The organism is Dyadobacter beijingensis DSM 21582 (assembly GCF_000382205.1).
Lineage (GTDB): Bacteria > Bacteroidota > Bacteroidia > Cytophagales > Spirosomataceae > Dyadobacter > Dyadobacter beijingensis.
Map to the genome: position 1 here is coordinate 19,374 of NZ_KB907793.1, position 19,938 is coordinate 39,311.

Sequence of the window (19,938 nt, forward strand, 5' to 3'; positions counted from 1 at the left end):
ACATGAGAAGTTTGAAATACGGAGTATGGAATCGAAAGTTGCCGACCTTTTAAAGGCTTTCAAGAGCGAAATGCAGGCGCTGTCATGCAGGTCGGAGTCTGATCAGATAATGTGGCCGTTCATTCAAAGTACCGAGGTCGCTATTGAAAATCATTCGCCAGGCGCTGTACTAAGTTGGTTTCGCAGGCAAGATTCGGAAAAAAAGGTTTTTTGGGCGGACCGTGAACGGAATTTGGAGATTGCAGGTGTGAATTTCGCACATAAGATTCAGGGGGATAGTTTAGATGAGCTTAATGCCGCCATTAATTTAATCTCACGTGTGACGGGGACGCCCGGCACTCCGGGATATCTGGGTGGCATTTGCTTCAACACAGAGGAACCGTTCGACGATCTTTGGATCGATTATCACAGGTTTACCTTCGTACTTCCGATGTTTGAGTTGCGTACCTGCAATTCTGGTTTTTTATGGTTGCGGGTTAACACGTTTATTCGTGACCGTTCGGAGTTGGAATCGGCCGTTGGTAATGTGGAGCGGGAGTTTTCGAAGTTAAATTTTGAACCGTCAGATACTCCACTTGCATTCTCATTCTCTCTTGCTTCCCGGACCGACGAACCGATAAAGGAGAAATGGGTAACGTTGATTGAAGCGGCGACTCATGAAATAAAGTCGGGAGGAGATTTAAAAAAGATAGTGCTTGCAAGAAAGACCCAATTCGATTTAGTTCAATCGGGCGGTCGTGTTTCACCGATTGATTTGCTTGTCTATTTTGCCGAATCGGACACAAGTGGTTTCACGTATTACATTCAGCTATCTGAGAAGGATGCCTTTTTTGGGAAATCACCCGAAAGACTGTACAAGCGAACAGGGGACGGTATTTTTTGTGAAGCCCTGGCGGGGACTACACGTATTGGAAGGTCGGCAGAAGAGGAACTCCTGTTGAAAAATGAGCTCTTTTTGAGCGACAAGGATTCTATGGAGCATTCTTTTGTGGTCAATTTCGTGCAGGATGTTTTATCCCGGTTGTGTACCGATTTTAAGTCGAGCCAGCTCCGGGACATTAAAAGACATTTTAATGTTCAGCATCTTCTGCAACAATTTAGCGGCACACTCAGGCCGGAATTAACAGATTATGATATTATTACGTCATTTTCTCCCACGCCCGCGGTTGGAGGGGTTCCGACGGTAATGGCCCTGAACCGGATCGACGATGCGGAGGCCTTCAGAAGGGGGTGGTACGCCGGAGCTTTCGGAATGCTCTCTCAGGAGGAAACCGAATTTTGCGTCAGCTTACGCTGCGCTTTGTACAAGGACCATGCCTTACACGTCTTTACGGGCGTAGGTATCGTTGCGGATTCAGACCCGGTTTGTGAATGGGAGGAAATGGAAAACAAAATGTCTCATTTTATTCAATACTCGCTTTGCAATTAATCGATATGGAAGACAAGATAATAGAGGTGCTAAGGGACTTTCTTCCCAAAAGAAACATGAGCGTGATCATCAATTATGATTCTCACATCAAAAGAGATGTATTGATAGATTCACTGAATGTAATAGGTTTTTTGAACAGGATCGAAGATACATTCAATGTGTCAGTTCTCGACGATCTGGACTCCCTGGTAAATGTATATACCGTTAGCGACCTGGCTAAATATTTAAAAAAAATCATGTAGATGAATTTGGCATCGACATGTTACCACCCCTGTCGTTGATTTTGGGAATGGTTATTGTTTACTATCTGGAAATTAATCAGGTACTTTCGCAGAGGCAAATTGAAGCTTGTCTTCCGCTGTTTCCGGAATATTTAGTCAGTAAGATGGCCGATTTTGTGATCGGGATCGATTTGAGCTCGGCTGTATTGGGGAAATTACTGCTTCTCAGGGGGCTTTGTGATCTAGGGGCTGGGAAGGACCTTTTTGACATCCGGTACACGTTCAGCGGGAAGCCATATTTGGATGGTAATTTACTGTATTTCAGTATATCTCATTCTGACGATGAGCTGGTGTGTGCGATATCCGATTGCGGAAGTGTAGGTATCGATATTGAGAAAAACAGAGAGATAGAAGTACAAAACTTCAGAAGGCAATTCGGAGATGACGAGTGGAAACACATCATATCCTCGCAAAATATCAACTATACATTTCTGAGGTACTGGACCCGGAAGGAAGCAGTGGTCAAGGTCGACGGGGTGGGGCTTGGTAAGCCTTTCAGGTATATAGCGCTGCATGAAAACGTCGGTGTTCTTGAAAATAGAACCTATCATTTGAGTGACTTACAACTCAATCCGGATTCGATATGCTCGCTTGCGTCTAATGGAGAGTTAAGTAGTGTGGACGTTCGCGTATTATCGCTAACTGACCTGCTGAGTTCGCATTTACCTCTTTTGCATCAACATTAATTAGTCATTCTGTGACATTGACCCGCCATACTTTCGATGAAACGAAACAAATCCGCTTTCCTGGTGATATTTATTACAGGACTACTTATTTCTTCCTGCACGGTGACAAGAGTTATAATTTACAATTTTGCGGGCGTGACGGATCACAGGAAATTCCCAAAGAGGGATGTCAGGAGCGGCCCTGAGAAATTTGTTTTTCAGCCTCCGGTGAACAACGCCCCACCCGCGGGCTTTACATTTCCTGGAACAGAGGGGACATTCGGGCAGTACCTGGAGGCGCATAAGACTGTGGCTTTTCTTATTATCAGGAATGATAGAATTGAATATGAAAAGTACTTTGGAAGTTACGATCGTGAGTCGGTTATCCCTTCTTTCTCAATTGCCAAATCGATTACCTCGATTCTGATAGGGTGTGCCATAGACGATGGGCTTATCGGGTCTGTAAACGACCGAGTGATCAAATATGTTCCGGAGCTTGCGGCTAACGGCTTTGAGAATGTAACAGTTGAGCATTTGTTGCAGATGACCTCCGGAATCGGATTTAATGAGGGCTATGGTAATCCGTTCGGCGATATTTCAACCTTTTACTACGGGAGGAATCTTCGAAAAGCAATTTCGAAACTTAAAATTGTCGATGAGGTAGGTAAGAAATTTGAATATCAAAGTGGCAGCGCGCAAGTATTGGGACTAGTGCTTGAACGAGCATTGAAAGATGAAACGATCTCTCATTATTTGCAGGACAAGATCTGGGTTCCCTTGGGGATGGAATTCGATGCCAGTTGGAGTATTGACAGGCGGCGTAATGGTTTGGAGAAAACATTTTGTTGCATTAATGTCCGGGCCCGCGACCTTGCTAAAATTGGAAGATTGTACCTAGGGAATGGCGATTGGAATGGTAAACAGATTGTTTCGAAGGGATGGGTGAGGCAATCTACAAAAGTGGACACTACAAATGGAAGCGCATCGAATTACCAATACCAGTGGTGGTTGCCGAGTTCGAATGGAGATTTTCTGGCAGAAGGGATTCTCGGACAACTTCTTTATGTTAATCCATCCAAAAATCTGATCGTGGTAAGACTTGGAAGCGGCGACGGTGGTGTAGACTGGAAGGATTTCGTTCAGCGGCTGTCGGTAATTTATTAAGTACTTAGATAAAAGTATACATGCCGTGCCTATGAGGAGACCTTGGCGACATTAGAGAATACAGAATTGAACATTCTTGCACCCGTGGGATATAGAACCAGGGAGATTGCCGAATTTCAATCTGCTCTATTTTTTGCTAAGGGTGCTATTCTCGTTCAAACAACGCCGCCAGCTTCCTCAAATCTTCCAGCAAATGGTTCGAGTTTTGTATCGTAGGGTGCACCCTAAGGGACAAGTCGTTTTTAAACGCATTTGTCCCTTTTTTTTGTGTTCTTAACTTGCTCGTTATCTGATAGATAAGATCGATGCCTTCGTTCAGTCGAGCGGTTCGATGTTCCATTCCGTCAAACGTCAAATTTTCGGGGAAGATCGAACCAATTATCTGCCTTTTTTCTTCTAATGTGCCTGATTTATAAAGCTTTGGGAGGTGTTCGAGTCCCGTGAGGATATGCTTTAAATACGTACCTATCTCTGCATGATCATCGGAAAAGCTGTTGAGCTTAATTTCTAGTTCTTCAATTCGCTTTGTGCAGATGGATTTTACATGCTCAAAGTCTTCTGTCGCCAACAGCCCATCGACCAATTTGATCCGTGCATTTCGTAATCTTTCATTTATCTTGTCCAGTTCATCCACCAAATCACGCCGCTCCTTTTCCCGAATTTTCGTCTGTTCCTTGTAGCTACTAAGCACCAAATCAGAATATATTGTCATCCGGCCGGGACGCGGTACAAGCATCTTGAGCTGACGTTCGAACTTTTCATTTACGTCGTCCGCCTTAAATCGAACACCACATGACGAGGAACAATGATAATAGTAGTAGTAAGTGCTTCTTCCTTTCGATGCGCTTCCTGATAGCATTCTATCGCATTTGGTACAACGCAAGAACCCCCGGAGTGGAAGATTGTCATCTGAGACGATTTTTGGCTTTTGATATGGATTCCGTTTTCGTCCGGAAATCATATCCTGCACTAAATTGAATGTTGATGGCGACACGATTGGCTCGTGCAATCCTTTCACACGCTGTGCCTTTTCCCCTTCGAATTCGGGAATAAGTATCTGTCCGCAATAAACCGGATTCCTAATTGCGAGCCAAAAGTTGTTTTTGCTGCACTTTAGTCCTTTTCTGACCGCTTGCTTCCATACTTGTTCTGTGTTAAACCTACCTAATGCAAGTTCTTCAAACGCCCATCTCATTATCGGTGCCTTATTTGCGTCAGGCTCAATTATTTTTTTTCCGTCAAATGACCGGGAATTACGATCTCCTATCGGGGCGGTGGCAACCCAGCGTCCTTCTTTCTTGGCGCGGCGCATGCCGTGGAAGACATTTAATGCGCGACGATCATTCTCAACTTCGGGCGCAGCTAAATAGAAAGCAAGCATGATCTTGTTTTCTGGAATTCGGATATCAAGTGGTTGTTCGATAGCCTGGGGTTCAATACTTGCTTTGCGAAGGATGTTGATCATTTGGTACGCATCGCCAGCGTTTCGCCTGAACCGGTCCCATTTTGTAAATAGGATTTGATCAATCCGAAGTCGTTTATTCTCCCTCAATCGGGCAAGTAGCATCTGCCACTTTGGTCGCAAGAAAGTTTTTGCTGAATGGTCCTCATAGATCACTTCGACAACTTCCACGGAATTGTATTTACACCAATTTCGCAACCTTTCCTCTTGATCTCGCTGAGAATAGCCTTTTTCCGCCTGTTCATCAGTGCTTACCCTGACATATAGAATAGCTCGGGACATGGTATTGATTATTTTGTTGACGAATTGCGCGTCGACCTGATTGGCTCGTCGATCAATCGGCTGTCGAACGAGACATACCAGCCTGCTCCGCCAGGAGATGATATCACCTGGTGCACCTGTCCTGGGTAGGAGATGAAAAGGATCCTGGGCTTAACAGTAACTGGCTGAAAATCGAGCATAATATCAATTTTACCCTTTTCCAGAAGCAGGCAGGTATAATGGTCATGGCGATGCGGTTTGAATGCTTCCGCGTTTTGTACATGATTGCCTACCCACCGCTCGACTTCCACACCTGTGTGCGTATTGACCAATTTTTGCAGGATAATGCCGGTGTTTGCCATAGATGTTAAGTTGAGGCCGGAAGTCCGGCCCCGGCTTGTTTAATATAAACTCCTAACCTGTGTCCCGAACGGGTTGTCGATGATATACCGCCAGAAGCCGTCAGGGCCCTTTTTGGAGATATCGTTGGAGGTTGCCACCATGTGTACCGGCGTTCCGTCGGGAGCTTGACCGGCAATGTTCCAGTCCAATACGAGCGATGCCGTGTCGCCCGCAACAAAAATATGGCGGGCAATGATGTGCATGGGTAGCTGGACGCTGTAATATTTCAGAAGTTCCTTGCGAATCTGCTCTCGCCCTCGCTGAGGAACACCCTGGGCGTCGACAAGCACGGCATCCTGTTCGTAGAAATCCAGCATTACATCCACATCCATCGAGTTGAAATGCGCCAAAAGCGATGGGACGATTTCTTCGGGCGTTGTTGCGAGCGGACATTTTTCTGCGATTGCATTAATGGTGTTTTCGATTGAATCCATACTTTGCTGTTCATAACTTTGGTTGATTTGTTTTGTTGATGCAAAGCACGGATGGTTGCGGATTTGAATTGTCCTACTATTCGGCGCAAAAGGTGGACAAATCAACTTAAATTCAGATATACCTCGCACATATGAAGCAGTTTTCCAACCTGGATCAAAATAGTAGTAATCATACAAATCTTGAATGGGAACGACAATTGCTGCTCGATCTGGGCAATGATATCACCAAAGTGCGCGACAAGAATGACCTGATCGTCCTGTTTTCGGATCGGATCAAGTCATTAATGCACTTTACGCATACGATTGTGACCTTGATCGACCGCAAGGATGAAACCTACAAGCCATTTTTACTTGATCACCGTGCATCAGCCATCAAGGACCACCCCGAATATGATGATATGGTCAAGGCGTGTTTTCCGCTTGACGAGCCCTTCATCCAATCCGTTTTGGCGGCCGGCGGTCCTGTCGATTTCTTTCTCGCCGATATTGTCGATGCCCCGCAAAGCCCGGCGTTCCTGCGCGTAAATTTCGAGAAAGGTATCCGGCATGTGCTGATGACAACGCTGCGTACCGGCAATCAGCCGATCGGGTTTATTCATATTTACACCGATCAGGAAGGTGGCTTTTCTCAGGAATTCAAGGACATCGTTCAAAGGATCACCCCGCAATTGTCAAGCGCGGTTTCCAACATTATCAAAAACGAAGAAATCCTGCAAAAGGAAAATGAAAAGTCATTCCTGCTTGATTTCAGCAATGATATGACGGCTGTCCGTAGCCGGGAAGATCTGGCTGTGGTAGTTAAAAAAGCACTACGAAAGCTCAATCCCGAGGGAGGATATGTGATCCGCAAGATTAATGAAGATGGCGTGACGATGTCGGCATACCTGTACGATACAGGCGCTTCTGCATTCGATCCTGCATTGTTGGAGCGGGTGCTTTCCGAGAAGTACCCGATCAATGACGGGCTCCAAAACCGCATCCTGGATAGCTATATCCCGTTGCTTTTCAATGTGGGCCGCGAGCTGCTGAGAGGCTACAATCTGTCCTACCTGGATCTTTGGGAAAATATGGGTTTCAAAACAATGGTCGGAATTGCATTGCGAAACGGCAACGCCAACATTGGTCTGCTATGGCTGAGCATCGACGAGATCAACATTCCGATCTTGCAGGGCATCTGCTCGCAGATTGCCATTGCGATGGGCAACATTATGGCTAACGAGGACATTCTGCGCCGGCAGGCAGAGCAGCAGCTGATGCTCACATTTTCGAACGATATTACCGGTGTTAAATCCAAATCCGACCTGGACCATGTGGTTTCGAATGTTTTGCAGGGCCTGTTTCAAACCCGGATCGCTGTGATGTACCTCTTGGCGGAAGACCAGGTGACCCTTCGGCCTTACCTTTTCGACCGGCAGTTTTTCCAGGAAACCGAAGTAGCTGAGCACGAAGAATTTTACGCTCTGAACATCAATGAACAACATATAAAACTTGTCTTCGAAAGCAACCAGCCGATTTTGATGGACATTGATGAAAACCTGGAAGCGAAGTGCCTGAAACTGTCCATCCAGCGTGAGCAGCGGGGGATTAATACTGTCTACGCATCGGCGCTGAGATTGGGTGAACAGAACCTGGGCATGGTTTGGATGCTGGGGCAGCAGATCAGCGGGCCGCTTTTGCAAGGTATTTGCGCCCAGATTTCGACCGCGGTTTCCAACGTGCTTGCGCACGAGCAGATACTGCGTTTAAAAAAAGAGCTGGAAGACGAAAATGACTATCTCAAACAGCAGCTCAATAATGATTTTGAGGAGATTGTTGGCGGCGGCGAAGCGATGCAGCAGGTATACCGGCTGATTTCCCTGGTGGCGGAAATCAACTCGACGGTATTGCTGCTAGGCGAGACGGGTACTGGAAAGGAATTGATCGCAAAAGCCGTTCATAACGCGTCTTCCCGCAAAGAAAAGCTGATGATCAAGGTTAACTGCGCGGCTATGCCTGCCAGCCTGATCGAGAGCGAGTTGTTTGGCCATGAGCGCGGCGCATTCACCGGGGCCGTCGAGCGGCGCATCGGAAAATTCGAGCTGGCCAACAACAGCACACTGTTTTTGGACGAGGTGGGGGAGATGCCGTTGGAAACACAGGTGAAGTTGCTGCGGGTTTTGCAGGAAAAGGAAATGGAGCGTGTAGGTGGCAAAACAACCATTAAATTGAACGTTCGGATCATCGCTGCCACCAACCGCGACCTGGAAGCGGAAGTGAAAGCAGGCCGCTTCCGCTCGGATCTGTATTACCGTTTGAATGTTTTCCCGATCAAGCTGCCGCCGCTTCGCGACCGCCGGGAAGATATCGAAAGCCTTGCCGGATTTTTCTTATCCAAATTCAGCAAAAGTATAGGCAAGAAAACCGTCAAGCTATCAGCCAACGCGTTACGGCAGTTGCAGGCCTATTTGTGGCCGGGCAATGTGCGCGAACTCGAACATCTCATTGAGCGCTCGGTGATACTGGCGACAGGTCCCATGATCACAGAGTTTTTCTTGCCGCATGCAACAAGGGCAACGACCGACGATCCAATGAGGCCATCCGATTTACCATTGGAAGAAGTCGAGCGCATGCACATCATACAGGTATTGCGCCGGTGCGGCGGCAAAATTTCCGGCATCGGGGGCGCTGCGGACATATTAGGCATTCCCGGCAACACCCTTCACTCTAAAATGCGGAAGCTGGGCATCTCAAAGGCCGATTATTACGCTCACTGAGTGCTTTAAATAGTTGGGGCATTTCGTTCTCTCTCATCAAATAAGATGATACTTTTTGTGTTTTCACTAAATACGGTGAAAATGAGAGGTGTCTGTATTGAATATATTATTGATAATCAGTCTATTAAGTATTTGGCATCGAAATGGCAAGTTTAGGATCATCTGTAAGATTTTAAACTTAAACATTTCAAAATTATGAAGATTGTCATTGTAGGCGGTACGGGGTTAATCGGAACAAGGGTTAGCGAAAAACTGCGGGTGTTGGGCCATCAGGTAGTCGTAGCCGCTCCTTCGACGGGCATCAATGCATTGACTGGCGAAGGCCTAGCTGAGGCCATGAAAGATGCCGAGGTGGTCGTCGATCTGTCTAACTCGGCTTCTCCCGAGGAAGATACGGCTATCAATTTCTTCCGTGCAGCAGGCAGGAACCTGGCTGCGGCAGAAATTGCGGCCGGTGTGAAACACCACCTGGTACTTTCGATCGTAGGAACCGACCGGGCCTTGTATATCGGTTATCTGCGCGCCAAAAAAGAGCAGGAGGATATTATCAAAGAATCCGGTATCCCGTACACGATCATCCGCGCTACGCAGTTCCACGAACATATCACAACTTTGATTGCGGTGCAATCCGACGAGGAGGCAATCCACATTTCCACCGTGGACTATCAGCCCATTGCAGCAGAAGACGTGGCCGCATTGGTTACACGGCTCGCATTGGAAGCGCCCAAAAACACGACCGTGGAAATCGCAGGGCCTGACCTGGCGCCCATGAACGAGTTTGTAAGCCAATACCTTTCTGTTAAAGGCGGGGAAAAGCCCTTGGTCGCCAACGACGAAAATAAGTACATGTTCTTCGAAATCCCCAAATCCCTTTTGGTCCCTCAGGGCGATTTTTATCCTGGCGCAATCCGGTTCGGCGACTGGATTAAGGAATAGTCAAATCCATTCATTTCAAATTTATTCACAACCAGAAATCATGAAAATTGTAATCATAGGCGGTACAGGCCTGATCGGCTCCAACGTCACCAAAAAACTTCGTCAGCTTGGCCACAACGTCATTGCTGGTTCTCCCTCGACAGGTATCAACGCACTCACAGGCGAGGGGCTTTCAGATGCATTGGAAAATACGGACGTGGTCGTTGACCTTTCCAACTCTCCTTCATTTGAGGATGGTCCGGCAATCCAGTTTTTCGAGACCTTGGGCCGCAACATTTTGTCGGCTGAATTGAATGCAGGCGTCAAACACCATGTAGTGCTGTCCATTGTCGGCACGCACCTGATGGAAGGCATGGGTTATATGCGGGCGAAGAAAATCCAGGAGGATCTGGTTAAAAAATCCGGTGTGCCATACACCATCGTCCGCAGCACCCAATTCCAGGAATTTGTGCCAACCATTGCCGCGGGAGGCACACAGGGGAGTGAAGTTCATGTCTCGAAGCTCGATTTCCAGCCCATTGCTGCCGAAGAGGTGGCGCTATTCATCGCCCGGTTTGCGATATCTGAGCCTGCGAACGGAACTGTCGAGATTGCGGGCCCTGTCCGTGGGCCCATGAGTGAATTCGTGGAAGCATATGTCAAGGCAAATGACGCGGGCAAAACGGTGATCGCCGACGACAGCAGTGAGTACTTCGGCTTGGAAGTGTCGGCATCGACGTTGGTACCGGAAGGAAATGCTTACCTGGGAGAAACCCGGTTCGAGGAGTATCTTGGGTCTCTTTCGCCCCACTCCTGACAACCTTGCAGATTTTAGATTGTCCTGATCATGCACGGTTGGTAGCAATTACCGGCCGTGCTTTTAAACACCCTCAATAACTTATCCCATGAACATTCAAAATGATAGAAGGGCATTGGTAAAATCCCTGCATTACATATCCGGTGTTACCTTGTCGGTTTTTATAGCATTCCACTTACTAAACCACCTTTTTGCATTGGATGGGCCGGAAAAACATATCCAGATCATGGAGCAGTTCCGGCTCGTGTACAGACATCCGGTCGTGGAAACGCTGCTATTGCTGGTCGTTTTATTCCAGATTATTACGGGCATCAGACTGATTTACAAACGGGATGCTCAGGCTATTGCCGAGAAGATCCAGGTATACTCGGGCCTTTATCTTTCCTTTTTTCTCATTGCCCACGTGGGCGCAGTTCTTTCCGCACGGTATATTGAGCACCTGGACACCAATTTCTATTTTGCAGCGGCTGGGCTTAACTATTATCCTGCAACTTTTATTTTTATACCCTACTATTTCCTGGCCGTGGCCTCAATCAGTTTGCACGTTTCGGCAATTCATTATTTGAAGACTAAATCGAAACCAGCGGCAGTTGGTATTGCTGTCGTCGGGATAGTGACTTCATTCATAATCATTCTAGCCTTTACGGATAGCTTTGAGTGGCTTGACATGCCACAACCGTATGAGCAGTTCATTCGGGCTTTAATTTGAATCATTCCTCAATCTTTGTTATTTTCGAGGCAAAACCCCCTCATTATTAACTATATGGCTGAATTATACTCTCAGGGTACTTCCAATAATCGTGGAAAATTCCTTGTCGAATATTCAATAAAACAAAAAGCAACGTGGGCTTTTGCACTAGCTTATCTGCTGACGGTGTTGTACGTAATTGTGGTTGTGGCTGAAAACAGAGTTGATGTTGCTAAGACTGTGATGATCTGTATTTCGGGGGTTGCGCTTGGTTGGGTCTCTGGCATTTTAATTTCCCCTAGCTCTGAACGAGAGTCTGCACGATTCACGAAAGCAGGGCAAGTTGTTTCTGCATTCATTTCCGGCTGGTTGTTTACGAAAATAGATAGGCCCGTAGAGGCCTACATTACGAAGGTTGTTCAAAGCATCTCCGATGAACAAGCAGAACTCTCCATATCATCATTGAGTTTAGTACAGTTACTTGGGGCCACGGTGTCCTTTTCAATTACTCTTATAACTGTTTACATCAATCGCGCAGAAGAGTATTCTAAGAAGAGCCAACCGACCAGTAACCCCCATCAGCAAGCGAAGCTGAACCCTGGAAGTATTCCCTGAAACCTCCCAGCATGTATGTCTTTGGATATCCCATTACCGGCCCTCTTCGTTTAGGTTCCGAAGGCTGATTTGCCTTTTTATGCATAGAGGTGGCTGTTCTTTATACCTGCTCACCTTCGCCGTGCATCAGTTTCTCACGGTGTTGTTTTCCCCAACTGATCATTTCCAGAATAACCCCGCCAAACGACAGGCAATAATCTGTTTCCGAATACTCAACCAATACAGGTGTGTCCGGCGTTACCGTGCGTTTAATTAGTTGATTGGCCTCCATATCCTTTAATTCTCTCGACAACATCCGCGTAGTAATGCCCGGAATACTTCTTTGAATATCGCGGAAACGCCTATTTCCATTGCAGATCGAGTTGATAATGAGGAGTCTCCATTTGCCCCCGATCACATACATCGTATCCTGCAAAGCCTGAACTTCCTGCTTTTGGTTTCTTGGGTTCGAGAGCAGTTGCCCCGCTTTGATGATCTGTTCTTCATTTGTCATTTGTGCTACGGTCTGATGTCTGGACTAACTTGCTGACCATGACAAAAGCACAGGTGGTTCACACCGTGTGGCTTCATTATTAAATCTTAAATCAAGCCAATTCAGAGACTCATTCCACCATCGATTACGATCTCGGCTCCCGTGATAAAACTTGCAGCATCACTAGCGAAATATGTTACCAGTTTTGCAACATCGTCAGCACTTCCGATTTTCTTCAACGGGATCCGCTCGATCATCCAATCATCCAGTGCCTGGCCGGATTCAGGATCCAGGCCTATTTTGTTTAGAATTTCAGTCTGGGTCGGGCTCGGACTGATCGCGTTTACCCGGATCTTACGGGGCGAAAGCTCAAAAAGGTAAGCCAGTCACATATCATATCAATGCCATGCCGGGCGAGACGTTCAAGGGGACGATTAGCCGCAGATCAGGCAATATGAACGTGAAATTTCGCTCTGAAACTGTGGAGATAGACGTCAGCAATGCGGCTCGCCGCATTAAGCCGGGGATGTTTGCGGAAGTATCCCTTGTCCCGGAGGCCACCGAAGGCGCGCTGACCGTCCCAGCCACGGCGGTAGTAGCTTCCACGGAAAGGCAGTACGTCATCCGCGTCGGCGATGCGGGTAAGGCAGAGTTCGTGGATGTAAGGACCGGACAGAAATCGTCCAGTCTCACGGAAGTTTTCGGCGACCTGCGGAAGGGCGATAAGATCGTTGTTAATGCCCGCAATGATTTGAAGCAAGGAGTGAAAGTAGCGGCGAACTGAGGCCGGTGTCTTTGGAGGATGGCTGTGTGACCAATGTCACAAACAAGACGTTCGTAAATGCTTAACTTAGCCATTTTCAAATCGACAAATAATGGGCATTACGACAGAGCATTCCCAAGTGCAGCAACTGCTGGAATCACATTTCGGGCAATTTGAACCGGAGCTAATCAGCAAACTGGCAGAGCATTGCGTTATCCGTGATTTCGAAGCGGATCAGCAACTGATGCGTCCCGGCCAGTACTTCAAATCGACGATGCTGATCGTTGAAGGGAGTGTGAAAATATACCGTGAAGACCAGGATGGCGGTGAGTTTTTTATGTACCATCTGGGGGCGGGGGATGCGTGCGCGCTATCGATGATTTGTGCGACGCGAGAAGAACAGAGCCAGATTTCCGCCAAGGCCATTGAACCATCCAAAGCACTGCTCGTGCCGATCGCATTGATGGACGAGCTAATGACTGGCTACAAAACATGGTACTATTTTGTGCTGGAAACCTATCGTTCCCGCTTCGAGGAGTTGCTGGAAGTGGTGGATAGCATCGCTTTCAAAAGCATGGACGAACGCATTGAATTTTACCTCAAAAATCAACGTAAGCTTTCTCATAGCGATGAGCTTCCGCTCACGCACCAGCAGATCGCTACCGATATGAACTCTTCGAGGGAAGTGATTTCAAGACTGCTTAAAAAAATGGAACAGCGCGGTATGGTGCGACTTGGCCGCAACACGATTACCATCCTTTTTTGAGGGACTTTTTCTGCTGTGTAACATTTGTCACAAACCCGCCGGTTTCCGTATCGCAATTTTGCACTCAGTTAGCGCAAAAGCATATGGAAACCATTGGTTATTTAGCGTCGGTATTAATCGGCATTTCTTTGGGGCTGGTCGGCGGGGGAGGGTCAATCCTGACCGTACCGGTCCTAGTGTACATTTTCGGGATCAGCCCGGTCGTATCCACTTCGTATTCGCTGTTTATTGTCGGCTCGACCAGTCTTGTGGGGGCATACAGCAACTACCGGCTTGGGCTGGTCAATGTCAAAGCGGCATTGTTCTTCGGACTGAGCTCGATGGTAACCGTTTACCTCACCCGCAAGCTTCTGGTTCCTCTCATTCCTCAAAACCTGTTCCGGATCGGCCATTTCCAGGTCACCGAGCGGCTGTTGACGATGGCGTCGTTCGCCGTGCTGATGCTCGCGGCGTCGGTCGGGATGATCGCCGGCAAACAAAAGGAGCCGGGCTGTCTGAAATGCGACCTGGGGCGTAATATTGTAAAGCTGGGCCTCAGTGCGGTAGGAATCGGACTTACGACCGGGCTGTTGGGCGCGGGCGGCGGCTTTTTGCTGATCCCCACATTGGTATTGGTGCTGGGTATGCCCATGCGGGAGGCGGTAGGGACTTCACTACTGATCATCGCCCTGAATTCCCTGGTAGGGTTCTCGGGAGACCTGGGACACTTCACCATCGACTGGTATTTTCTGCTAACGGTGACGCTCGTCGCCATGGTTGGCATCTCCATAGGCGGCCTGCTGGCCCGTAAGCTGGACAGCAGGCAATTGAAAAAGAGCTTCGGCTGGTTTGTGCTCATCATGGGATGCTTTATCCTCTTCAAAGAATTAATCTTCTGATTAAGAAACATCCCTGTGTGACAAAGGTCACAGAAAACGGCCGGCTGCCTTGCGAACTTTGTCTCATGGTTCTCCTACTCATCACTCAAAACATTTAATGAAAAATGAAACTGGAACAAATTTATACCGGCTGCCTGGCGCAGGGAGCCTATTATATTGAAAGCGACGGCGAGGCGGCGGTAATCGATCCGCTCCGGGAGACAGGCCCTTACCTGGCACGTGCAGAAAAGAATGGGGCGAAAATTAAGTATGTGCTCGAAACCCATTTTCATGCCGATTTTGTGAGCGGGCATCTGGACCTCGCCGAAAAGACAGGCGCAACGATTGTTTACGGTCCAACGGCCAAGCCTGGCTTCAACGCGCATATCGCGCAGGATCGGGAGATGCTCAGACTGGGCGGGATTTCCATCGAGGTGATCCATACTCCCGGTCACACGCTGGAAAGTACCTGTTACCTGGTATCCGATGAAAATGGCCGCCAGGTAGGTCTCTTTACCGGCGATACGCTCTTTATCGGGGACGTAGGGCGACCTGACCTCGCCCAGAAGGTCGTCCGGGATTTGACCCAGGACAAGCTTGCGGGAATGCTCTACGATTCGCTGCACGCTAAAATCCTGCCGCTATCCGATGATATCATTGTGTACCCCGCCCATGGGGCAGGCTCGGCTTGCGGCAAGAATATGAGCAAGGAAACGACGGATAGTCTGGGACATCAGAAGGCAATCAACTACGCTTTGCAGCCCATGGATAAGCAGACATTTATCCAAAAGGTGACCGACGGTCTGACACCTCCACCCGCCTATTTTCCGGCCAATGTGATGATGAATATGCAGGGGTACGACGGTATTGAAGACGTACTGAACCGCGGCATGCAGTCCCTGACGCCCGAGGCATTCGAGATAGCTGCCAATGAAACGGGCGCGCTGATTCTCGACACCCGTGCGGCGCAGGTATTTGCAAAAGGCTTTATTCCTTATTCGATCAACATTGGTATTGACGGCAGCTTCGCTCCCTGGGTCGGCGCCCTCGTTGAAGATATCCGCCAGCCGATCCTGCTGGTCACTGATCCCGGCCGGGAAGAAGAGGTCGTAACACGGCTGGCGCGGGTAGGCTACGACAATGCCATCGGGCATTTGGCGGGCGGTTTTCAGGCCTGGGAAGAAGCGGGAAAGGAAACAGACCGCATACAGTCGGTGGAGGCCAGTGAGATACCAGCCCTGCTGGAAAGGAATCCAGAATGGCAAATCCTGGACGTGAGAAAACCTGGCGAATACCTGGCAGAGCACGTAGAAGGGGCGGAAAATCTGCCGCTGGATTACCTGAATGAGCACTTGGCGGAAATTGACAGTAACAAAACCTATCTCGTGCATTGTGCGGGAGGTTACCGGTCGATGATCTTCAACTCGATTATCCGGGCGAGCGGTTACCATAACCTGATTGACGTTGCCGGAGGTTTCAAGGCAATCTGTGAGTCGGGGCTTATGAAAGTCACAAATTATGTATGCCCCACCACGCTCGCTGCGGGCAATGGCGCCGACAACGGCCAGGCATTAGATGCATTAAACGGAGAGACGAAATAGGTATGCTGGAAATGATCAAACAACCCTGGCCGTGGTACGTGGCCGGTCCGCTGATCGGTCTTACGGTACCCGCCCTACTGATTTTAGGTAATAAACATTTCGGGATCTCGGCGAATTTGCGCCATATCTGCGCGAGCTGCTTTCCGGCAAATGTGCCATTCTTTCAATATGATTACAAGAAGGAAATCTGGAACCTGTTCTTTGTGGCGGGTATCGTGTTAGGCGGGGCGCTGGCAGCTTACTTTCTGGCAAACCCCGCGGCGATTCAAGTCGATCCGCGGCTGGCGCAAGAACTGGCCGCATATGGCATCACCGATTTTTCTGGGATGGTGCCTGCGCAGCTCTATTCGTGGGGTAGCCTGCTGACCGTACGCGGGCTGACGATGATGGTGGGCGGCGGATTTCTCGTCGGATTTGGCGCACGCTATGCGGGCGGGTGCACGAGCGGGCACGCGATCATGGGGCTGAGTACACTGCAATGGCCGTCGCTGGTGGCGACGATCTGCTTTATGGCCGGTGGCTTTCTGATGGCCAATTTTATTTTACCCATAATTTTAAACAGCTAATTCATGCAATCTTCCTTCATGGACCACACCGCCGAATTTGAAGCCCGGTCGCAGGACACGATCTGTATCAACGAATCGCATTTGCAGCATAAATGGTACCATAATTTTAAATACCTGATTGTCGGCGTGCTGTTCGGCATCGGCTTCGTGAAAGCGGAAGTGATCAGCTGGTTTCGTATCCAGGAGATGTTCCGGCTGCAATCCTTTCATATGTATGGCATCATCGGTTCGGCGATCGTAACGGGCATTATCTCGGTTTGGCTCATCCGCCGGTTTGGTATGAAAACCGTCTACGGAGAGCCGATCACTTTCGCGCCGAAGAAATTCAACAAGGGGCAAGTGTACGGCGGGCTCCTGTTTGGGCTCGGCTGGGCGCTAACCGGGGCTTGTCCCGGACCTTTGTTTGCGCAGGTCGGAACCGGGGCGACGGTCGTAGCGGTGGTGCTGGCCAGCGCGGTGGCCGGTACTTGGGTGTACGGCCGCTTCCGCGACGCGCTGCCGCATTGATTCACTTTTTTAGAAATGAGGATTTCCTTTCGGATGCGAAGTTTGAAGGGGAATTGACAGTACTGGTATGCGCGTTCAAAGAAGCCGTCGTTGTAACGTACCATTTCCGAATTTCTGAAAATGTCGTTTCCAAATTATTGGACGGAATAGGTTGATTCATTAAGCCTTCAATAATACCCATAAACTGTAATTTGGCGTCGCTCATGACGAAGATTGCCAAAGGTTACAGATGCTGTAGTGGTGATTTTCATCAGACATCAGGTATGCTTTCGCCGACAACGACACATGTCTTTTCCTGCAACTGCTGAGCGGATAAATATCCTGTTCTTTGAGCCCGGGTCAGGCTCGGTAAAATGCCCCAACGAATTGAACATGCTATTACCGTTGTAGTCGGGTATTTGTAGCATGTTTTTGTCCAGGATTTGTACAAAACCCGGATTGCCGACTCCGTGGCCGACGTCTACAGCCCGTTGTCATGGCTGCTGGTGGCGCTTTGGCTCCAAAGCCAGAAGACAATCCCGAGCATGGGGTAAAAAAATTCCTGAACAGGCGTGGGAGTTTTTCAAATTTGGCGGTCTATCTTCATAACAGGCCTTACCGCACTTATCGGTAGGGTAAAAGAGTGAGAGAATTATTGCACGTATATAAATCCACGTAAGTCGAAGGCAACCGCTGATGATCGGGAACTTAAATCAAGCCAACTCCGACGACCAGGTTCTGTTAAACAGGATGAGGCTAGGGGACTATTTAGCTTTCGGGTCCATTTACGAGCGGTATTGGGCCAGACTTTTCAATGCGGCTTACAAGCGCATGGGAGACGAGGATTCTGCTAAGGATATTACGCAAGATATTTTCTTACAGCTTTGGCAACGCCGACAGGACTTGGAGATTGATAATTTGCCGGCTTACCTGTTGACAGCTGTGAGAAACAATGTTTTCAAGTACATGGAAAAACAGCAGCGCTACACGCCTATTTCGGAGCTGGTAGAGCATTTATTGTCCTCGGGCGAGTATACAGATGGCCAATTGGCGATCACGGAACTGACGGCGCGTTTTACAATGCTGTTGGAGCGGCTCACCCCGTCACAGCAGGAGATTTTCAGGCTGCGGTTTGAGGAGGAAATGGGCACTCTGGATATTGCAAGGCGATTGAACATTGCCCAGAAAACGGTTCAAAATCAACTGACCAGGAGCGTGGCGCAGATCAGACAGGCGATCGGACTGATCGCTATTATGGTAGCGGGCTGCCCCTGAAAGTGCCCGAATGGTCATTAGATGGTAAAAAACACACAAGCGTATCGACAAATGAGCAAGGAAGAGTTTTTGCAAATATTGGAAAAATACAGAAAAGGGTGTGCTACCGAAGAAGAGGAGGCCTTTTTACTGGCATATTATGAGCTGTTTGAATCTGGTCAAGAGCGCACCGATCTGAAAGATGCGGACCAGGTCCGACGACTGAAAGAAAGTATCAAATCAGAAATTGACCTGCGAGCTGCTGCGCTCACGGAAGTCGGCTCGGGAGGCTCGAAACAAAGGATGCTGTATCGCTATTCGGCCTGGCTTGTAGCTGCAACATTTTTGATTTTCAGTAGTCTGTACTTTTTTGAAAGCCGCAAACCTGCTCAGGTAGCGAAGATATCCCCAACGGCCCGGGTTCAAAAGAGCAGCCGGATTGTGCCGGGAAGCTACCAGGCGACCCTCACGCTCGGAAATGGTGAAATAGTCAGGTTAGACGATCAGCATACAGGATTGATTCGCGAGCAAGACGGTGTTTCGGTGCAAAAGCCCGAAAACGGGCACCTGGTCTACAACGCCGGTAAGATTACAAACGCAGCTAATCATACTGTTTCGACGCCGAGAGGCGGCCAGTATCGGCTCACGTTATCGGACGGTACCAGCGTATGGCTGAATGCGGCCACGTCGATCCGATTTCCGGCGGTATTTTCGGATACGATCCGAAGCGTTGAACTGCGTGGAGAAGCCTATTTCGAAGTGGCGCACGATGCCGACAGGCCGTTCCAGGTGCGGTCAGATGGACAGTTGATTACAGTCCTGGGCACGCGCTTTAATGTGGCTGCTTATTCAGACGAACCTTCGACACGGACTACGCTGCTTGAAGGAAAGGTGAAAGTGATGACAATGAGTCCACAGGGCCAGCAGCGTACAGGTGAGGGTAAGATTTTAAAGCCCGGGCAGCAATCGCTGCTGACAGGTGGCCTGATGCAGATAGCCGATGTTGATCCTGAAAATTCTGTGGCCTGGAAAAATGGCTATTTCAGATTTGATAAGGCAGATATCCGAAGTGTAATGAGGCAGATAGCCCGTTGGTACGATGTGGAAGTGGAGTATCGGGGCAAAGCAGGGGCGGATCTTTTTGCCGGCGAAATAAAGCGTGACGAGGAAATTGCCAATGTGCTGCGCATCATTCAACTCAACAATGTGGATGTACGGGTGTCTGGGCGCAAAATTATTGTTAACTACTAATACGCTGCTTTTCAACATATACTTACTGAATTTTAC

General features: G+C 48.6%; 21 protein-coding genes. 16 read left to right on the forward strand and 5 right to left on the reverse strand.

Annotated elements, in window-relative coordinates:
• The first annotated feature begins 25 nt into the window (after window positions 1-25).
• The 3 genes from H144_RS0129485 to H144_RS0129500 all read left to right on the forward strand — a co-directional run bounded on the left by H144_RS0129485 (window position 26) and on the right by H144_RS0129500 (window position 3,539).
• Window positions 26-1,429: an isochorismate synthase gene (locus H144_RS0129485; protein WP_019945733.1), complete on the forward strand. Its 1,404-nt coding sequence runs from the start codon at window positions 26-28 to the stop codon at window positions 1,427-1,429.
• Between the two features lie 259 nt (window positions 1,430-1,688).
• The gene (locus tag H144_RS33625) at window positions 1,689-2,396 is read left to right on the forward strand and encodes a 4'-phosphopantetheinyl transferase family protein (protein WP_019945735.1); all 708 of its coding nucleotides are present in this window, start codon (window positions 1,689-1,691) and stop codon (window positions 2,394-2,396) included.
• A gap of 36 nt (window positions 2,397-2,432) precedes the next feature.
• The gene (locus tag H144_RS0129500; protein ID WP_019945736.1) at window positions 2,433-3,539 is read left to right on the forward strand and encodes a serine hydrolase domain-containing protein; all 1,107 of its coding nucleotides are present in this window, start codon (window positions 2,433-2,435) and stop codon (window positions 3,537-3,539) included.
• Between the two features lie 145 nt (window positions 3,540-3,684).
• Here the strand turns inward: H144_RS0129500 and H144_RS0129505 are convergent, their stop codons facing one another.
• Genes H144_RS0129505 through H144_RS0129515 form a run of 3 tightly spaced genes read right to left on the reverse strand, consistent with a single transcriptional unit; the run spans window position 3,685 to window position 6,098 of the window.
• Window positions 3,685-5,283 carry a recombinase family protein gene (locus H144_RS0129505; RefSeq protein ID WP_019945737.1) on the reverse strand — a complete coding sequence of 533 codons (1,599 nt, stop codon included), beginning with the start codon at window positions 5,281-5,283 and terminating at the stop codon, window positions 3,685-3,687.
• A gap of 8 nt (window positions 5,284-5,291) precedes the next feature.
• Window positions 5,292-5,624: an AraC family ligand binding domain-containing protein gene (locus H144_RS0129510; RefSeq protein WP_019945738.1), complete on the reverse strand. Its 333-nt coding sequence runs from the start codon at window positions 5,622-5,624 to the stop codon at window positions 5,292-5,294.
• A gap of 39 nt (window positions 5,625-5,663) precedes the next feature.
• Entirely contained in the window at window positions 5,664-6,098 is a 435-nt protein-coding gene (locus tag H144_RS0129515; RefSeq protein ID WP_019945739.1) for a YybH family protein, read from the reverse strand.
• Window positions 6,099-6,229: 131 nt separating this feature from the next.
• Between H144_RS0129515 and H144_RS32815 the strand changes: the two genes are divergently transcribed.
• The 5 genes from H144_RS32815 to H144_RS0129540 all read left to right on the forward strand — a co-directional run bounded on the left by H144_RS32815 (window position 6,230) and on the right by H144_RS0129540 (window position 11,886).
• Window positions 6,230-8,851 carry a sigma-54-dependent Fis family transcriptional regulator gene (locus tag H144_RS32815; protein WP_019945740.1) on the forward strand — a complete coding sequence of 874 codons (2,622 nt, stop codon included), beginning with the start codon at window positions 6,230-6,232 and terminating at the stop codon, window positions 8,849-8,851.
• 195 nt (window positions 8,852-9,046) lie between these two features.
• Entirely contained in the window at window positions 9,047-9,787 is a 741-nt protein-coding gene (locus tag H144_RS0129525) for an SDR family oxidoreductase (protein ID WP_019945741.1), read from the forward strand.
• A 40-nt stretch (window positions 9,788-9,827) separates the two neighbouring features.
• Complete coding sequence (locus H144_RS0129530) at window positions 9,828-10,583, forward strand: SDR family oxidoreductase (RefSeq protein WP_019945742.1); 756 nt, start codon at window positions 9,828-9,830, stop codon at window positions 10,581-10,583.
• A gap of 88 nt (window positions 10,584-10,671) precedes the next feature.
• Complete coding sequence (locus H144_RS0129535) at window positions 10,672-11,292, forward strand: hypothetical protein (protein ID WP_019945743.1); 621 nt, start codon at window positions 10,672-10,674, stop codon at window positions 11,290-11,292.
• A 54-nt stretch (window positions 11,293-11,346) separates the two neighbouring features.
• The gene (locus H144_RS0129540) at window positions 11,347-11,886 is read left to right on the forward strand and encodes a hypothetical protein (protein ID WP_019945744.1); all 540 of its coding nucleotides are present in this window, start codon (window positions 11,347-11,349) and stop codon (window positions 11,884-11,886) included.
• Window positions 11,887-11,986: 100 nt separating this feature from the next.
• On the opposite strand, the gene H144_RS0129545 is transcribed toward H144_RS0129540, so the two are convergent.
• On the reverse strand, window positions 11,987-12,379 hold the full coding sequence (locus tag H144_RS0129545) for a winged helix-turn-helix transcriptional regulator (protein WP_019945745.1): 393 nt from the start codon (window positions 12,377-12,379) through the stop codon (window positions 11,987-11,989).
• 101 nt (window positions 12,380-12,480) lie between these two features.
• Window positions 12,481-12,744 (reverse strand): SDR family oxidoreductase, encoded by a 264-nt coding sequence (locus H144_RS35220; RefSeq protein ID WP_211220722.1) that lies wholly within the window; start codon window positions 12,742-12,744, stop codon window positions 12,481-12,483.
• Between the two features lie 20 nt (window positions 12,745-12,764).
• Between H144_RS35220 and H144_RS0129555 the strand changes: the two genes are divergently transcribed.
• From H144_RS0129555 to H144_RS0129595, 8 genes are all read left to right on the forward strand, one after another.
• Window positions 12,765-13,142 (forward strand): efflux RND transporter periplasmic adaptor subunit, encoded by a 378-nt coding sequence (locus H144_RS0129555; protein WP_084600053.1) that lies wholly within the window; start codon window positions 12,765-12,767, stop codon window positions 13,140-13,142.
• Window positions 13,143-13,233: 91 nt separating this feature from the next.
• Window positions 13,234-13,887, forward strand: a complete 654-nt coding sequence (locus H144_RS0129560; protein WP_019945748.1) for a Crp/Fnr family transcriptional regulator — start codon at window positions 13,234-13,236, stop codon at window positions 13,885-13,887.
• A gap of 83 nt (window positions 13,888-13,970) precedes the next feature.
• The gene (locus H144_RS0129565; protein ID WP_019945749.1) at window positions 13,971-14,765 is read left to right on the forward strand and encodes a sulfite exporter TauE/SafE family protein; all 795 of its coding nucleotides are present in this window, start codon (window positions 13,971-13,973) and stop codon (window positions 14,763-14,765) included.
• A gap of 104 nt (window positions 14,766-14,869) precedes the next feature.
• Window positions 14,870-16,345, forward strand: coding sequence for an MBL fold metallo-hydrolase (locus H144_RS0129570; protein ID WP_019945750.1), 1,476 nt, complete (start codon window positions 14,870-14,872; stop codon window positions 16,343-16,345).
• 2 nt (window positions 16,346-16,347) lie between these two features.
• The gene (locus H144_RS0129575) at window positions 16,348-16,911 is read left to right on the forward strand and encodes a YeeE/YedE family protein (RefSeq protein ID WP_019945751.1); all 564 of its coding nucleotides are present in this window, start codon (window positions 16,348-16,350) and stop codon (window positions 16,909-16,911) included.
• 3 nt (window positions 16,912-16,914) lie between these two features.
• A complete protein-coding gene (locus tag H144_RS0129580) occupies window positions 16,915-17,418 on the forward strand; it encodes a DUF6691 family protein (RefSeq protein ID WP_026351101.1) in 504 nt (167 codons plus the stop codon).
• A gap of 729 nt (window positions 17,419-18,147) precedes the next feature.
• On the forward strand, window positions 18,148-18,672 hold the full coding sequence (locus H144_RS0129590) for a sigma-70 family RNA polymerase sigma factor (RefSeq protein WP_169409445.1): 525 nt from the start codon (window positions 18,148-18,150) through the stop codon (window positions 18,670-18,672).
• 51 nt (window positions 18,673-18,723) lie between these two features.
• Window positions 18,724-19,902: a FecR family protein gene (locus tag H144_RS0129595; RefSeq protein WP_019945755.1), complete on the forward strand. Its 1,179-nt coding sequence runs from the start codon at window positions 18,724-18,726 to the stop codon at window positions 19,900-19,902.
• Window positions 19,903-19,938: the final 36 nt, after the last annotated feature.

Excerpts from the sequence above, each read along its gene's own strand:
- H144_RS0129500 (WP_019945736.1), top strand. The coding sequence starts at position 2,433 with ATGAAACGAAACAAATCCGCTTTCCTGGTGATATTTATTACAGGACTA.
- H144_RS0129590 (WP_169409445.1), top strand. The coding sequence starts at position 18,148 with ATGAGGCTAGGGGACTATTTAGCTTTCGGGTCCATTTACGAGCGGTAT.
- H144_RS0129580 (WP_026351101.1), top strand. The coding sequence starts at position 16,915 with ATGCAATCTTCCTTCATGGACCACACCGCCGAATTTGAAGCCCGGTCG.
- H144_RS0129540 (WP_019945744.1), top strand. The coding sequence starts at position 11,347 with ATGGCTGAATTATACTCTCAGGGTACTTCCAATAATCGTGGAAAATTC.
- H144_RS0129535 (WP_019945743.1), top strand. The coding sequence starts at position 10,672 with ATGAACATTCAAAATGATAGAAGGGCATTGGTAAAATCCCTGCATTAC.
- H144_RS0129525 (WP_019945741.1), top strand. The coding sequence starts at position 9,047 with ATGAAGATTGTCATTGTAGGCGGTACGGGGTTAATCGGAACAAGGGTT.
- H144_RS0129515 (WP_019945739.1), bottom strand. The coding sequence starts at position 6,098 with ATGGATTCAATCGAAAACACCATTAATGCAATCGCAGAAAAATGTCCG.
- H144_RS0129530 (WP_019945742.1), top strand. The coding sequence starts at position 9,828 with ATGAAAATTGTAATCATAGGCGGTACAGGCCTGATCGGCTCCAACGTC.
- H144_RS0129485 (WP_019945733.1), top strand. The coding sequence starts at position 26 with ATGGAATCGAAAGTTGCCGACCTTTTAAAGGCTTTCAAGAGCGAAATG.
- H144_RS0129565 (WP_019945749.1), top strand. The coding sequence starts at position 13,971 with ATGGAAACCATTGGTTATTTAGCGTCGGTATTAATCGGCATTTCTTTG.
- H144_RS0129555 (WP_084600053.1), top strand. The coding sequence starts at position 12,765 with ATGCCGGGCGAGACGTTCAAGGGGACGATTAGCCGCAGATCAGGCAAT.
- H144_RS0129510 (WP_019945738.1), bottom strand. The coding sequence starts at position 5,624 with ATGGCAAACACCGGCATTATCCTGCAAAAATTGGTCAATACGCACACA.
- H144_RS0129560 (WP_019945748.1), top strand. The coding sequence starts at position 13,234 with ATGGGCATTACGACAGAGCATTCCCAAGTGCAGCAACTGCTGGAATCA.
- H144_RS32815 (WP_019945740.1), top strand. The coding sequence starts at position 6,230 with ATGAAGCAGTTTTCCAACCTGGATCAAAATAGTAGTAATCATACAAAT.
- H144_RS0129570 (WP_019945750.1), top strand. The coding sequence starts at position 14,870 with ATGAAACTGGAACAAATTTATACCGGCTGCCTGGCGCAGGGAGCCTAT.
- H144_RS0129505 (WP_019945737.1), bottom strand. The coding sequence starts at position 5,283 with ATGTCCCGAGCTATTCTATATGTCAGGGTAAGCACTGATGAACAGGCG.
- H144_RS0129575 (WP_019945751.1), top strand. The coding sequence starts at position 16,348 with ATGCTGGAAATGATCAAACAACCCTGGCCGTGGTACGTGGCCGGTCCG.
- H144_RS0129545 (WP_019945745.1), bottom strand. The coding sequence starts at position 12,379 with ATGACAAATGAAGAACAGATCATCAAAGCGGGGCAACTGCTCTCGAAC.
- H144_RS33625 (WP_019945735.1), top strand. The coding sequence starts at position 1,689 with ATGTTACCACCCCTGTCGTTGATTTTGGGAATGGTTATTGTTTACTAT.
- H144_RS0129595 (WP_019945755.1), top strand. The coding sequence starts at position 18,724 with ATGAGCAAGGAAGAGTTTTTGCAAATATTGGAAAAATACAGAAAAGGG.